General features: G+C 46.2%; 12 protein-coding genes. 7 read left to right on the top strand and 5 right to left on the bottom strand.

Features of this window, described 5'->3' with window-relative positions; all coding sequences use genetic code 11:
- Positions 1-39 precede the first annotated feature (39 nt).
- A complete protein-coding gene (locus E4663_RS13890; RefSeq protein WP_135328056.1) occupies positions 40-1,272 on the bottom strand; it encodes a sugar ABC transporter substrate-binding protein in 1,233 nt (410 codons plus the stop codon).
- Positions 1,273-1,484: 212 nt separating this feature from the next.
- On the opposite strand from E4663_RS13890, the gene bglX reads away from it, so the two are divergent.
- From bglX to brnQ, 5 genes are all read left to right on the top strand, one after another.
- Positions 1,485-3,656, top strand: coding sequence for a beta-glucosidase BglX (gene bglX, locus E4663_RS13895; RefSeq protein ID WP_241657205.1), 2,172 nt, complete (start codon positions 1,485-1,487; stop codon positions 3,654-3,656).
- 253 nt (positions 3,657-3,909) lie between these two features.
- Entirely contained in the window at positions 3,910-6,012 is a 2,103-nt protein-coding gene (locus E4663_RS13900) for a BglG family transcription antiterminator (RefSeq protein WP_135328057.1), read from the top strand.
- Positions 6,013-6,028: 16 nt separating this feature from the next.
- Positions 6,029-6,295, top strand: a complete 267-nt coding sequence (locus E4663_RS13905) for a PTS sugar transporter subunit IIB (RefSeq protein WP_079478102.1) — start codon at positions 6,029-6,031, stop codon at positions 6,293-6,295.
- A 32-nt stretch (positions 6,296-6,327) separates the two neighbouring features.
- Positions 6,328-7,692 (top strand): PTS ascorbate transporter subunit IIC, encoded by a 1,365-nt coding sequence (locus E4663_RS13910; RefSeq protein ID WP_135328058.1) that lies wholly within the window; start codon positions 6,328-6,330, stop codon positions 7,690-7,692.
- Between the two features lie 191 nt (positions 7,693-7,883).
- Positions 7,884-9,245 (top strand): branched-chain amino acid transport system II carrier protein, encoded by a 1,362-nt coding sequence (gene brnQ, locus E4663_RS13915; RefSeq protein WP_135328059.1) that lies wholly within the window; start codon positions 7,884-7,886, stop codon positions 9,243-9,245.
- Positions 9,246-9,275: 30 nt separating this feature from the next.
- On the opposite strand, the gene E4663_RS13920 is transcribed toward brnQ, so the two are convergent.
- Entirely contained in the window at positions 9,276-9,692 is a 417-nt protein-coding gene (locus E4663_RS13920) for a hypothetical protein (RefSeq protein WP_206663492.1), read from the bottom strand.
- Positions 9,693-9,939: 247 nt separating this feature from the next.
- Between E4663_RS13920 and E4663_RS13925 the strand changes: the two genes are divergently transcribed.
- Positions 9,940-10,443 carry a peroxiredoxin family protein gene (locus E4663_RS13925; protein ID WP_135328061.1) on the top strand — a complete coding sequence of 168 codons (504 nt, stop codon included), beginning with the start codon at positions 9,940-9,942 and terminating at the stop codon, positions 10,441-10,443.
- A gap of 100 nt (positions 10,444-10,543) precedes the next feature.
- Positions 10,544-11,386, top strand: a complete 843-nt coding sequence (locus tag E4663_RS13930; protein WP_135328062.1) for an aldo/keto reductase — start codon at positions 10,544-10,546, stop codon at positions 11,384-11,386.
- A gap of 44 nt (positions 11,387-11,430) precedes the next feature.
- On the opposite strand, the gene E4663_RS13935 is transcribed toward E4663_RS13930, so the two are convergent.
- From E4663_RS13935 to E4663_RS13945, 3 genes are all read right to left on the bottom strand, one after another.
- Positions 11,431-13,377 (bottom strand): phospholipase D-like domain-containing protein, encoded by a 1,947-nt coding sequence (locus E4663_RS13935; protein ID WP_135328063.1) that lies wholly within the window; start codon positions 13,375-13,377, stop codon positions 11,431-11,433.
- Positions 13,378-13,637: 260 nt separating this feature from the next.
- Positions 13,638-14,495 (bottom strand): zinc metalloprotease HtpX, encoded by an 858-nt coding sequence (locus tag E4663_RS13940; protein ID WP_135328064.1) that lies wholly within the window; start codon positions 14,493-14,495, stop codon positions 13,638-13,640.
- Positions 14,496-14,662: 167 nt separating this feature from the next.
- Positions 14,663-15,199: a hypothetical protein gene (locus E4663_RS13945; RefSeq protein WP_135328065.1), complete on the bottom strand. Its 537-nt coding sequence runs from the start codon at positions 15,197-15,199 to the stop codon at positions 14,663-14,665.
- Positions 15,200-15,208: the final 9 nt, after the last annotated feature.

Consider the following 15,208-nt stretch of genomic DNA (forward strand, 5'->3'; position numbering starts at 1 on the left):
AAGATGATGGAATGAATCTTCACCCCATCATCTCAGGATTTATTTTTCTAAAAGGCTTTTCGCTTCTTCATTGAAGGCTTCGAGCTCTTTATCAAGATCCGCTCCACCTTGTGTGATCCGTTCAATGGAACTCAGCAATTCCTGCGCTATACGTTCGAATTGAGGCGTTTGCAAACCTGGCTTCGTATCTTCAAGCTGCTCCCCGAACGTTGCGTACATCGGATCCTCTTGCATGATCGGCTCTTCCCATGCTTCTGTACGGGACGGAAGCGTGTTGGACTCTTCCAACCAATCTAGCTGCGTGTCCACATCTGTCATGTAAGAGATGTACTCCAATGCGCCTTCGACATTATCAGAGCTTTCAAAGACTGATAGGTTCGACCCACCCATGCTGGACGTGTTCTTTTCCTTCGTCGGCATGACAGCAGTCGCCCATTTACCTTCCAGATCCGGCGCTTGATCGTTGATGATGTTGATCATCCAAGGTCCACTGAAGAACATCGGTTTCGAGCCGTCTTTGAACGCTTCGACGATATCTTTACCTTGTTGCTTCTGACTGATACCTTCTTCAAAGAAACTCGTATAATACTCGAATGCTTCCTTGAACTCTGGAGAAGTGAAGTTCAATTCCCCTTCTTCCACGTTCGCTTCATAACCATTTTGCCACGCGAAAATGAACGGAGTGATCTGGTCATTACGGTCGATGTCGAGTCCATACATGTCCTCACCACGATCAGCCAATTGTTTCGCTGCGTCTTTCAGTTCATCCCACGTTTTCGGTGCTTCTGGATAACCGACTTCTTCTAATAAGTCCGTACGATAATAAATGACACGAGTATCCACATACCAAGGAACCCCTACAACTTGATCTTCAAACTCCATCGTAGTGACCGATCCGTCAAAATAGTTCCCTTTATCGAAGTTCGGGTAGTCTTCCATATACTCGGACAAGTCCTTGAGTGCACCCGCTTCCGCGAATTCCGGCACCCATGTCGTACCAAGTTGCACAACATCCGGTCCGTCTCCTGATGCGACAGCCGTCAGTAATTTATCGTGCGCCTGTCCCCACGGAATTGCTTGAACATCTACTGTAAGGCCAGACTCTTCTTCGAAATCCTTACTGAAGTCCTGAAGCATTTTCCCTTCTTCTCCCATTGCCCATACGGTTACGGTATCTTCGCTTGATTCTTTTGATGAAGAACTTTCAGAACACCCTACAAGTACTAAGGACACAAACAGTACAGCCCCTAAAGCCATCCACTTCCATTTCATGACGTACACTCCTTTGAATCAAAAATTTTATTGAAACGTTTCGATAACTGCATTATAGTTTATTATGAATCCGCTTTCAATAACTTTTTTCAAAAAAATGAAAAACGTCTAAAATAACTAGTTAATTATGATTGACTAGAGAAATATCGAACCTTATACTTCTATTAAACCGTTATTGAAACGTTTCACCAATATCGATAGGAGGATCTACTATGACCACACCAATCACAAAGAAAGACTTGGACGCTTTACTTAATAAAATGACCTTAGAAGAAAAAGTCGGACAGCTCGTCCAACTAGCGACTCCATTTTTCAAAGGGGCTACCGATCGCGGCGAAATCACTGGCCCGATGGTGCAGATGAATATAGAAGAAAAAGATATCCAGAACACCGGATCCGTACTAGGAGCTTCCGGAGCGGAAGAAACACGTAACATCCAAAAAGTACACTTAGAAGAAAACCGCCTAGGCATCCCTCTTCTATTCATGTCTGATATCGTGCACGGGTTCCGGACGATTTTCCCCGTACCATTAGCGATCGGATGTTCTTGGGATTTGCAGCTCGCAGAAGAAAGCGCTTCAATTGCGGCGAAAGAAGCTGCCGCATCCGGTGTTCACGTCACCTTCGCTCCGATGGTCGACCTGTCACGCGAACCGAGATGGGGACGTGTGATGGAATCAACGGGCGAAGATCCATTTTTGAATAGCGAGTTCGCACGCTCTTTCGTTCGAGGTTTCCAAGGGGATTTGGAGAACGACAATACGAAAGTCGCATCCTGCGTGAAACACTTTGCTGCTTATGGGGCACCAGAAGGCGGCCGCGATTACAACACCGTTGATATGTCCGAATGGATGTTGCGCGAACAATACCTTCCTGCTTATAAAGCGGCACTGGATGAAGGATGCGAAATGGTGATGACCGCCTTCAATATTCTGAACGGCATCCCTTCCACAGGAAATGAACAATTGATGCGCGGGCTCCTCCGTGAAGAATGGGGCTTTGACGGACCATTGATTTCCGACTGGGGAGCTGTGAAAGAATTGATCCCGCACGGTGTTGCCGAGGACGCGAAACAAGCTGCGGAAAAAGCGATGAAAGCCGGAGTCGATATTGAAATGATGACGTCCTGCTACACCAATCACGTCGAAGAACTCATTGAAGAAGGAGCGCTTGAGGAAGGGATACTCGACGAAGCCGTCCTCCGCATTCTTACATTAAAAGAAAAACTAGGACTCTTTGAAAATCCTTACCGCGGCGCTAGTAAAGAAGCGGAAGAGAAATCGATTCTAACAAAAGAGAACCGAGATTCCGCTCGATCATTAGCACACAAATCGATCGTTCTATTAGAAAACAAACAAAAGACGCTGCCACTGAACAGCACAAGCAGCATCGCGCTCGTCGGTCCTTTTGCTAACAGCACCGACATCCTTGGCCCGTGGTCGTGGGGCGGCTCAGCAGAAGATACGATCACATTGGATAAAGGCATGAAGCGTTACGCCGGCGAAGGCTTGTCGATTGCAGAAGGCTGCGGCATTCAAGAAGGAACGGAATCCGACCTACAAGAAGCATTGGAGCAAGCGAAAAAGGCAGATACTATCGTCGTCGCACTCGGAGAACATTCCGATATGAGCGGAGAAGCCGGCTGCCGCGCTGACATCCGTATACCAGAGGTACAATTGCAGCTACTTAAAGAAGTGAAAGCACTCGGCAAACCTGTCGTCACCGTATTGTTCAATGGCCGCCCACTCGATTTAAGAGAAGTCGCCGAGCATTCTGACGCGGTCGTCGAAGCATGGTATCCAGGGACGGAAGGCGGAAACGCCCTTGCTGACCTTCTATTTGGACACGTCAATCCATCTGGAAAACTAGCAATGACCATGCCTTACTCTGTCGGTCAAGTGCCAGTCTATTACAATCATTTCAATACTGGACGTCCGAAAGATGCACCAGATGCCCAAGTACGCTACGTCTCGCAATACTTAGACATCCCGAACGAACCGCTTTACCCGTTCGGATACGGACTGAGCTACGCTACTTTCGAATACTCAGAACCTGTGCTGTCTAAGAACGAAATCGACGCATCCGACTCCCTAACAGCAACCGTTCACGTCACCAATACGAGTGAAGTCGCTGGCGAAGAAGTCGTTCAGATGTACATCAGAGACGTTGCCGGAGAAGTCGTCCGCCCGATGAAAGAGCTCAAAGGTTTCGAAAAGATAACGCTCGATCCAGGCGAAACGAAAGAAGTCACCTTCGAAATCGACGAAAGTAAGTTACGCTATCACCACGCAAACCTAGAATACAAGAGTGACAAAGGCAGGTTCGAACTCTTCATCGGACCAAACAGCCGCGACACCAAAACACAAAACTTCCTATTGAGATAGGGACGAGGGGACAGGGAATCTGTCCCCTTTTTCATGTCTATTTTTAGAGAGTCTCATCTACTGTGGGGACAGATTCCCTGTCCCCCAAAACCCTTTCAATCCACAAGAGTATAATTTTGCAAAAAGTAGTTTGAAAGACTCTGCACTTAGAAAGCCCTTACATTAACCACTAATAGCTGATATAGTAATAGACAAGAAGTTAAACAAAAGCTTTCAAGTACAGTTTTGCAAAACGAATAAGGAGGACCTCCTGATGATGTTGGATAATCGAAGCATGCATCTGTTATCCATCTTGCAACATTCATCCACTCCTCTTTCGATGAAACAACTGGTCGAACAAATGAATGTATCCCAGCGCACCATCTACTATGACCTAGAACGGATCAATGACTGGCTCAAGGAGAAATCACTCCCGCCGGTACAGCGAGATCGGGGCAAAGGGCTCTTTCTACAGACCGAGTCGAAAGAAATCATAAATGAACCAGCGCCTCAGCAAAAGTGGCATTATCACTTTTCACCAGAGGAACGGCGGTTACTCATTTCCGCCTCCCTGCTCATGCAGCCCGAGCAGGCATCCATGCAACATTGGATGGAGATAACGTGGGTCAGCCGCGGAACCGTGGCAAATGATGTAAAGCAAGTGAAGAAAGAGTTTGCCAATTCAGGACTCGACTTGTCTTATAAGAAGAATACGGGCTACCAGCTCGAAGGACCGGAAGAAACGAAGCGAAGATATTTATCCGACCTCTTCTCCACCGTCCTGAGCCAGTCCGAATCCGACACCATCCGATCTGAGATTCAGAAGATGGTATGGAACACAGAATCCAAATCTGATGATTTAAACAGAGAAACCGTCAAGCAGCTTTTGTTCGAAACAGAAAAAGATATGGGCATGACCTTCACCGATGCGATGGTCGAAGCACTCGCTCTCCAGGTCGTCACTATGCTGAGCCGGATCAAGGAACAGCAGCTTGTGACCGTGAACCCGGAGGAGAAAGAGGTGCTGAGCCAGACCAAGGCGTATCAAGGAGCCGTCCATCTTTCGAAAAGCTTACAAGAACATTTCGATATGGAAATACCGACAGAGGAAACGTACTTCCTGACGATGGCACTTCTCGGTTCGAAAGTACACCATGATGAATTCCCAGAACGAACCGAAGAAGAATTGAAAGGATTGCGTCAGGTCATCCAACGCATGATCCATGACTTCCAAACGTATGCCTGCGTCGTATTCGACAATGTGAAAGAGCTTGAGAATAATTTGATGGCACACTTGAAGCCGACGTATTACCGATTGAAATACAACGTGACACCGTCCAATGAATGGTCAAGTCAGATCAAGGAAAAGTACAGCGAGATCTACCGACTGACCCAGCGGACCATCTATCATTTAGAGTATTTCGTCGGAACTTCTATTCCCGAAGAGGAAATCGCTTACATCGCCATTCACTTCGGCGGTTGGCTGACTAGGGAAAAGAAGCAGGTCGAGACGCGCTACAAAGCCGTCATCGTATGTGAAAACGGAATCGGCACATCTAATATGGTAAAAACGCAACTCGAGAATATGGTCATCGGGCTCGAAATTACAGCCACGCTGTCGATCAGGGAGTTCCACGAATTCAAGGAACCCGTCGATGTCATTTTTTCAACCAACTATATTAAGCCGAAAGAAACGCCGGTCATCCACGTTCCTGTCATTATGAAAAACCACGACAAGGAACACGTACTGAAACAGATGAACGAGCTGTTCGAGAATCCGTCGAATGCCATGTCAAAGAACGAGAAGTTGCTCGCACTGGTGGAGAAACACGCCACCATCCATAACAAAGACGCGCTTCTTGAAGACCTGGATCTATTTTTCGAACAAAAAACGCCGACTCGAAAGGAGCTTGATCAACCAATGCTTACAGACTTACTCGTATCAGAAAATATAGCAGTGAGAGACAGCGTGTCTGACTGGGAAGAAGCGGTGCGCTTGGCATCTGCCCCACTACTCGAGCAACACGCCATCGAAGAATCGTATGTAGAAGCTATGATCCAAAGCGTAAAAGAACTAGGACCGTATATCGTGATCGCACCTAGAATCGCGATTCCACACGCAAGACCAGAGGCAGGAGTAAACAAACTTTCTATGAGTCTACTGCGCTTGAAAGAGCCAGTCTGGTTCTCCGAGAAAGAAAAGCACAAAGCGCAGCTGATCTTCGTACTTGCTGCCATCGACAATCAAACACATTTGAAAGCGTTGTCGCAGCTGACAGAAATTCTATCAAGTGAAGAAAGCATCACCAAATTAATCGAATCCGATGATCAACAAGAGATCGTCGATTTAATCCAAAATCAACTGGTTGAACAATAATAAGGAGGAATTACAAATGAAAAAAGTATTAGTAGTATGCGGAAATGGTCTAGGAAGCAGCATGATTGTAGAGATGAACGTGAAGGCGATCCTTCAAGACATGGGTAAAGAAGCAGACGTATCACACACGGACCTGACAACAGCGAAATCAGAAAGCGCGGACCTTTTCCTAGGATCTGAAGACATCGTTGGTTCTCTTGATGATGGAAGCCGTAATGTTGCACAGCTTAAGAACTTGATGGACAAAAACGAACTACGTGAAGCTCTAGAAACTCAACTGTAAGAAAGCCACGAACAAGATAAGGAGGAATTCACATGGTCGACTTAATTATGAAGGACATATTGGGGACCCCGGCTATTCTAGTCGGTCTCTTCGCACTCATCGGTCTTATCGCCCAACGAAAAAATGTCGCGGACGTTATCTCTGGAACACTGAAAACCGTGATGGGCTTTGTTATTCTTGGTGCCGGGGCAACCGTTCTCGTCCAATCCTTAGGTAAATTCTCAAGCATGTTCGACGAAGCCTTCGCTGTTCAGGGTGTCATCCCGAACAACGAAGCAATCGTCGCACTCGCGCAGCAGTCGTTCGGTACAGAAACGGCAATGATCATGCTGTTCGGTATGGTTGCTAACATCATACTGGCACGCATCACTCCACTTAAATATATCTTTCTAACGGGACACCACACGATGTTCATGGCCTGCTTGATCGCCGTCATCCTCACGACTGGTGGAATCACAGGTGTACCAATGGTCATCATCGGCTCCCTTATTCTAGGATCCCTGATGGTAATGTTCCCAGCACTGCTTCAACCGTTCACTCGTAAAGTGACTGGCTCTGATGACTTTGCAATCGGTCACTTCGGATCTGCCGGCTACCTTGTTTCCTCACTAGTAGGTAAAGCAGTCGGTAAAAACTCGAAGTCTACAGAAGAAATCAAAGTACCGAAATCTCTTGGATTCTTGCGTGATACATCCGTATCCGTCTCTCTTACAATGGTACTATTGTTCTTCGTCGTCGCTCTATTCGCAGGACCGACTTACATCGAAGGACAGCTGAGTGAAGGACAGAACTTCCTAGTCTTCGCCTTCATGCAAGGTCTTACTTTCGCAGCCGGAGTTTACATCATCCTTGCCGGTGTTCGTATGCTTCTTGGTGAAATCGTACCAGCCTTCAAAGGATTCGCAGACAAAGTCGTACCAAACGCGAAGCCAGCATTGGACGCACCAGCGATCTTCCCATTTGCTAGTAACGCAGTTATCATCGGCTTCTTGTGCAGTTTCCTTGCTGGACTAGTCAGCATGTTCCTACTTCCACTGTTCGGACTGAAGGTTATTGTACCAGGACTTGTACCGCACTTCTTCACAGGTGCAGCAGCCGGCGTATTCGGAAACGCAACCGGCGGCCGTCGCGGAGCCGTACTAGGTTCAATGGCGAACGGTGCATTAATCAGCTTCCTTCCAGCGATGTTGCTTCCGGTACTTGGATCCCTTGGATTCGAAGGAACAACATTCGGGGATGCTGACTTCGGAGTTGTCGGAATCATCCTAGGAAACGTCATCTCTCTAGTACAATCTAACGTTCTATCGATCGTACTGATCCTAGCGATTCTAGGAATCATCTTCGGTATCGTTGCAAAACGTAGAAAACCAGAAGAAACACCACAAAACGCAGCATAATATAATTAAAAGCGGGAGTCTGTTATAGCAGACTCCCGCTTTTTTTAATACATGGGGATAATACATGGGGACAGGCACTTCGTCCCGGTACGGGACAAAGTGCCTGTCCCCTATTGTCCCACCCTTCCAACACTGGTATGATTAATCACATTAACGCTAAAACACTTTACATCGTAGAAGGGGAAAAGTTTATGAAGAAGCAGCAGATTTCGTTTTCGACGTATGCTTTGATCGGAACTATGCTATTCGGCATGTTCTTCGGAGCAGGGAATTTGATATTCCCGATTCAACTTGGACAGATGGCAGGGACCAATTTCTGGCCAGCCTTGATCGGCTTTTTGGTTACCGCGATCGGCCTTCCATTCCTAGGTATCTTGGCCATCGGTTTATCCGGGAGTAATGGACTTCGCGACTTAGCCAGTCGGGTTCATCCAGCTTTCGGCATCACGTTCGCCCTAGCACTCTATTTAACGATCGGTCCATTCTTCGCGATTCCGCGTACCGCAACCGTTCCGTTCGTCGTTGGTTTCGAGCCGTTCATCAATCCAAGCCAAATCACCTTGTGGCTCGGCGTATTCAGTTTCATCTTTTTTGCACTTGTCTATTATTTTTCTTTGAATCCAGCCAAAATCATGGATTATGTAGGTAAATATTTAACACCTACCTTTCTAGTGTTCTTATTCATTCTTATTATGACTGCCATTTTCAACCCTATGGGAAGCTTCGGTGAGCCAAGCGGAGATTATACGAATCTAGCTTTCATGACTGGCTTCACAGAAGGATACAATACGATGGATGCTTTGGCATCTTTAGCCTTCGGGATTGTTGTCATCAATGCAATCCGTCGACAAGGTATAGATGATAAAAAAGAAATTGCCAAAGCTACATGGAAGTCCGGGCTTTTTGCCATGGGACTGATGATGCTCATTTACGGATTGATCACGTACATGGGAGCGTCCAGCGTGAATGCCATCGGTACTTTCGATAACGGTGGACTTATTTTCACAGAAGTGGCGCAGTACTACTTCGGTCCATCAGGGTCTGTGCTATTAGCCATCATCATCGTACTCGCCTGTTTGAAAACGAGTATTGGACTTATTACAGCCTGTAGTGAATTCTTCCACGAAACGTTCCCGAAAGTCAGCTACAAGCAGTTCGCGCTGATCTTGTGCCTCGTTTCGTTTACGATTGCAAACTTCGGACTTACGAACATCATCCAGTTCGCGATTCCTGTATTGATGCTTCTTTATCCGCTGGCGATTGTTCTCATCTTACTTGGACTAGCTTCCCCGCTCTTCCAACACAAACGCAGCGTGTATGCAGCGTCCATTGGATTAACACTGCTCGTCAGTATCATCGACGGATACAGTGCCCTGACAGACAGCCTGCCAGGAACGGCTCTGTCCGCACTTGATTCCGTCCAAACGCTATACTTGAACTACCTCCCACTCTACGACATCGGCCTCGGCTGGATTCTCCCAGCAGCAGCCGGCGCAGTAATTGGGATGATCATTGGGGACAGGCACTCTGTCCCAGCAACAGTAGAAACCTAAAAAAAGAAAAGAGCATGCAGGACCCCATCCTCATGCTCTTTCCCTTTTAATTAACCTGACTGGCTTCTCTTTCTTCAAAGGCATCCGCACAAACTGAGGACCTCTCAAGAAAAAGCGCAGCCGATCATAGTCCATCCACAACTTCTGCTTGTGAAAATATATTTCCCCGATACCCTTCACATTCTCAAGAAACAGATCCTCGTTCATCTTTGAATCTCCTCTTACCGCAAAGACACTGTACATCACCATCAGATCCACCGGACACGTCGGCGACTCTACCAGATTACGCATCTCGATCAGCTCTGCCCTCCGGATAGGATCACCGAGGAACCCGATATCACTGAACCGCCTATACACTTTCCACTCTTTCTCCATGCAAAGCTCAGAAAGAACCAGATCCTGCCGCACCACTCTCTCAACCGGAGAGTCATACCCAGATAACTTCAAAGACTTTCTATAATAACAGAAAACATCCCGCACCCATTCCACTCCCCCTTCAACTATTAAGCTAGTATCTCAATCCAAGCACTCTTTTATTCATTGGTGGGGTTTTGGGGTCAGGGCATCTGTCCCACTCTCCGTTCGTTTCTAGTACATAATCCAAGTTGGGACACATGCCCTGTCCCCAAATTTTGTTAAATCGAGCGCCGAACAGGGTATAGGAAGACTATTCTTTAGAAAGAGGAGTGTTTTTGTGCCTAGATTCAAATTAAATGACCAAGTGCCCCATTTTGAGCTTCTGACTGTTTCAGGAGAGTCGTTCAATTTCACTAAAACAATAGACGAAAGCGATCAGTGGCATCTGCTGATCTACTTCAGAGGATCATGGTGCCCGGCTTGTATGGGAGAGTTGGACGAATTCGAGGAGAGCAAGGACTATTTTGAGAAACAGAACATAAAGCTTGCAACCATCACCCACGACGATGAAGATGAACTGGAGAAGGTAGTCAAAGAGCACGGATTCTCTTTCCCTGTACTGATTGATAAGGATTTCGAGTTTCTCGAAACCTATGATGTTCACTATCATTCAGAAGATGCCCCATACGAAGATCACGGGGCGCATGGGGAGCCTGCCTACTTCCTCGTAGACGATAACGGAAAGCTGCTCTATCAACAAAGACAGACAAGTCCGTTCGGCCGCCCGCACCCGAAAGAATTACGCAAAATCGTGAAGTATATACAAAATAACTTAAAATAGGGTCAGGTTATCTGTCCCTATTCAGACGAAATACTATTGCGAAATAGACGGAGGGACAGATAACCTGACCCTCCGTCTCCATATTAGGAGGATATAAAATATGAGCAATCTGATACCAGAAAAGACATTGCATGATGGACTTACGGTTCCAAGCCTAGGGTTCGGTACTTACCAGTTGGATGGCCCCCCGGGAGTCCACTCCATCACAAGCGCAATTGATGTCGGCTATCGACTGATTGATACAGCTTATAATTATGAAAATGAAGGAGCGGTCGGAAAAGCGATTCAGCAAAGTTCGGTTCCACGTCACGAGCTCAGAATCGCTTCCAAACTGCCTGGACGTTATCACGAATACAAGAAAGCTGTCACGGCAATCCAGGAATCTCTCTACCGTTCGCGCTTGGATTACTTCGATTTATACTTGATCCACTGGCCGAATCCGAAGCAAGATCACTATTTAGAAGCTTGGCAGGCTTTAGTCGATGCTAAGAGATGGGGATTGATCCGCTCGATTGGAACATCGAATTTCTTGCCGGAGCATATAGACCGCTTAGAACAAGAAACAGGAGAACTTCCGACCATCAACCAAGTGGAGTTGCATCCTTTCTTCAACCAAGAACAACAACGAGCCTACCACCATGAAAAAAACATCCAAACGGAAGCATGGAGCCCGCTCTACCGAATCGGAGCAATCATGGATAACAAAACGCTGCAAAACATTGCTGCTCAGCACGAAAAATCCGTGACACAGATCATTCTGCGCTGGCACTACCAGCTCGGTTCCCTGCCGATTCCGAAGTCATCATCCGCCAATCGCCAGCGGGAGAACCTGGCCATTTTCAACTTCGAATTGAGCGACTCCGAAATGGGATTGATCAATGAGATGACGAGACCGGATGGCCGTATCAACGACCAAGACCCAGCCACTTACGAAGAATTTTAACCATAATAAAAAGCGCATGGTCCGAGAACCATGCGCTTTCTTTTTTATGGCGTCATTCCACCTGCCGCTTCATAGCGGGCGTAGAATTCTTGAAGGAATTGATTGGCGACATCAGCATCATGAATGAACAACATGTTCTCATCATTGATGTCGTTTCCGTTGTTGCTCCAGTTCGTCGATCCTACAATGACAGTCGGGTCACTGTTCGGATTAGCTGCATCGACTAACATCGTTTTGGCGTGCATTTTTCTATCTTCTTGATCTTCATACACAGGAGCAGGGTTGTTCCAACGCGTATTCGGATTGTTCGTAGACGTCTGGCTGGCTGTGCGTCCCGTCATGTCGACAGATGCGGACCACCATTGGTTCCAGAAGCTCTGATCGAAGATTCCGCGCACATCGAACCCTGTCAGCGTCCCCTGCCCATCTTGATAAGAACCTTCCCACTTATACTTCAACTCATCGACGAGTGCTTGGTCACTCCAGGCAAAAATGGAAAAGTACGTACTGTAGTCTGCTTCATTTTTCACATAAGACGTCATTTCACCGATTGCGTCATCTCCAGCTGAAAAGTAGATGTCGACTTGTTTGTCTCCGACTTGTACAGTATGAAGCGTGTTGTCGGTCTTTCTTCCGTGATAGTTCGAAGCGACAGGGTCTGGAGTAAGGGTGCTGCTTCCCCACATTTCATCGAACTCGGTTTTAAAGACATCAGCTAAATCTTGAGAGTTGATCTCGACGACGTGCTGTGTGTTACCACCGAGCACATCATTCTGCATGTTTTCCTCAGAACCATACAATCCTGTAACCGTGAAGTTCCAGCTTCCTGTGAACACCCACTCCCCATCGATGACAGCGAACTTATTGTGCATCTGGTTGCCAGGTGAATAATAAGCGTCTGCACTCTTTTGTTCCGCATCGACGAGCTCGTATCCGGTCTCAGAACCGTTTCCGACTTCGACCGTAACCTGCTCCATTCCTACAGGATTAGAAGGTAAGCCATATTGCTCGCGCATCGTCTGATCCTCGACGGCAAACATGATCGAATCAGAGAATACGGTAGAATCGTCTGCTGTTCCGATTGTCATGTCTTCACCTCGGACAAGTTTTTCCACATAAATTCTCATCAGTTTGTATCGTTCAGCATAGTGCGGGTCGCTTCCGTCTTTCGCATCCGCGATCACACGCACATCTACCCCTTCGGCAGCCTTCGTCGTCAGCGCACCGATTACATTTGGTAGATTGATTTCATATGTTGCAAGGTCGATCGAAGTCGTCGCGTTCTGAATACGGTGAATCAGTCGATCTTCCAAATTCACATTATAATTCGCTGCGTTTCCAGTCGTCGCATACTGGTCTTCCGCGCACTTGTTAAAATAAACATTGATGCTTCCCGGATCATTCGAAACTTGATTCAGTTGTTCGGTAGTATCCGCGCAGCCCGCTCCTTCGGCAGAAGCACTTGCGACCGGAGTTCCCAAACCTCCTGTATATGTACTAGTAGCCGTCGCCCAGCTCGAGCTAAGGGTCCCATCAGCCTCTACATCAATACGCTCCATCGTAGCCTTCGTAGTATTATCACCCGCATACCACTGGTCTACAGAATCGATCACCTGTGTATCTTGACGAAGCTCCAAGTTCTCACCAGAATTGCTCAAAGAACCAGCGTAGATAAGGTCCGCTTCCGCGCCAGATACCGTCGTATCATCTGTTCTCTCTAAAAGATAATAACCGCCTGCAGGAATGGTACCGGATAACGAAATTGCAGGTGTACCGTCTTGAGCATTCAACGTCCACCCATCGAGCGAAATGTCACTAGTAGTCGTATTGTGAAGCTCCATCCACTCGTCGTTATAACTGACGTCCGTTCCCATCCAAGCTACCTCGCTGATCACGACACTTTTCGTCGTTGCAGCCTGTGAAGACAGCATCGGTAACGCCACACAAGAAATTACAAAAGCCAAAACCAACATCCAACCAAATCTCTTCATTGTCTTACCTCCCAAAAGTAGTCCCTAAAAACGTAACACATCCACCTCACCCCCGTGCTCCATTTACAGAATATTAATTCAAAACCCGCCGATAGACGTACTTCATTTGAAGATTCAACCATTTGGGGACAGGCACTTCGTCCCACCTGTTCCTAAATAAAAAATGCCAACCCTATTATCAAAAAGAGGGTTGGCTTAAGTATTAAAAAATTCTCTTTCAATCGAAAGATATCGGCCTGATGTGGTAAAAAATTGAATTATTACGCAGTAACTTCAGTATCCTGTAACTCTTGTAACTTAGCTACTCGTAAATCAGCATCTGGGTGACTTGCAGCTAAATTAGCCCAAAGTCCTTTTGTAGGAAGTTCACGATTACTTACTTTATCTAGAACATTTATCAAACTAGCTCCGTAGCCTACTGAGTGAGCAAATGCATCTGCTTCAAACTCATTATTTCTACTCGAGTGCATGACCAACGCTGTACCAAGCTTCGTCCATAGCCACATCATACCTGCTAAAATAATATCTATAAAGAAAGTCATAATTAACGAACTTAAGCTTCTGTTGGCCGCACTCGCCATTGTACCGACTATCAAAATAACGAAACGATAAAACACAAATACAGTCGTAACAATTAAGTTTCCAATAGATACCAGGAGCACTAGATCTGTATCTTTATTGGATAGGTGACCAAATTCGTGAGCTAACGTTGCTTTGATTTCATCATCACTAAAATCAAGAAAACCCTTTGTAAGGCAAATTGTTTTTCTACCGGTTGCAAAAGCATTTGGCTCTTGTTCCTTGCTTATATACAACTTGATATCATCGGGAAGTGACGGGTCCATCATCTTCGCCTTCTCATAAACCTCCTCAAATAGAGGCTGAAGTCTTTCGATGTGTTCCTTTCTTGCTAATGGTTTACACCCCTGCTGGAACCTTAATATTTTCTCACCTAATGGCGATAGAGCAATGACTAGAGATAATACATAGATAAATAAACCAAGAAGCGGCTCACCAAAAATCCCCATTACAATTAAAGTATTAAGAATAAGAAATATGATAATACCCACGTTTCTTTTACTCCAGAGTCTACTAAAAAAATCTAATACATAAGTCAAATAAACGCCTCCTTTTTTTAATTCTTTTTCACCACACCTTTGGACCTAATAGTTATATCGTAAAATTTTTACAGATATTTAGACACTTTTCTATTGTTTTATAAAATGTCACCAAACAAAAAAAGCCCGCTGAGTTATGTAACTCAGCGGCACTCTTTATTCATCATTTACACACTATGCGCTTCCTTCCACACATACTGCATAACCGTTTCCTTCATCGGAATATCGATCTTTCCATTCAGCGCATCCAACACAACCACATCAAACACGCCACTCTTATCCTTCGTGTATCCAACCCAATAAGGAAGGTACAGCAATTGCTTATCCAACATCTGCACGTTGATCTTCTCACGTCGCTTTTCCTTTGCGAACATTTCCCAGTAGATCACTTTTTGCGCTTCTTCCATCGATACATCATGAAGGACGGGACGCTGGGACACCTCTCCCTGATGAACATCACACTCAACAGGTAAAATCGCACTCATCTGACTGACCGGCTCAATCGTGATTTTCCCTTCCATGCCCTCTGACACCGCGTGACTGGATGCTTGATAGGAAAAGCTCCAAACCGGAATATAGGTAAACTCAATCGATACGAGTGTCTTGGAAGAGGCGATCCGCTTCCACCAACTCGATTGAAGGTGCTGATTCATCAAAGACGTCGCTTCTTGTTCTTCAATAGAACCTTTCAGATAGTTGCTCATCCAATCCCT

It is taken from the genome of Halobacillus salinus, assembly GCF_004684905.1.
GTDB classification, from domain to species: Bacteria; Bacillota; Bacilli; order Bacillales; family Halobacillaceae; genus Halobacillus; species Halobacillus salinus.

Coding starts and splice junctions, on each gene's coding strand:
- E4663_RS13890 (WP_135328056.1), bottom strand. CDS start 1,272: ATGAAATGGAAGTGGATGGCTTTAGGGGCTGTACTGTTTGTGTCCTTA.
- bglX (WP_241657205.1), top strand. CDS start 1,485: ATGACCACACCAATCACAAAGAAAGACTTGGACGCTTTACTTAATAAA.
- E4663_RS13900 (WP_135328057.1), top strand. CDS start 3,910: ATGATGTTGGATAATCGAAGCATGCATCTGTTATCCATCTTGCAACAT.
- E4663_RS13905 (WP_079478102.1), top strand. CDS start 6,029: ATGAAAAAAGTATTAGTAGTATGCGGAAATGGTCTAGGAAGCAGCATG.
- E4663_RS13910 (WP_135328058.1), top strand. CDS start 6,328: ATGGTCGACTTAATTATGAAGGACATATTGGGGACCCCGGCTATTCTA.
- brnQ (WP_135328059.1), top strand. CDS start 7,884: ATGAAGAAGCAGCAGATTTCGTTTTCGACGTATGCTTTGATCGGAACT.
- E4663_RS13930 (WP_135328062.1), top strand. CDS start 10,544: ATGAGCAATCTGATACCAGAAAAGACATTGCATGATGGACTTACGGTT.
- E4663_RS13935 (WP_135328063.1), bottom strand. CDS start 13,377: ATGAAGAGATTTGGTTGGATGTTGGTTTTGGCTTTTGTAATTTCTTGT.
- E4663_RS13945 (WP_135328065.1), bottom strand. CDS start 15,199: ATGAGCAACTATCTGAAAGGTTCTATTGAAGAACAAGAAGCGACGTCT.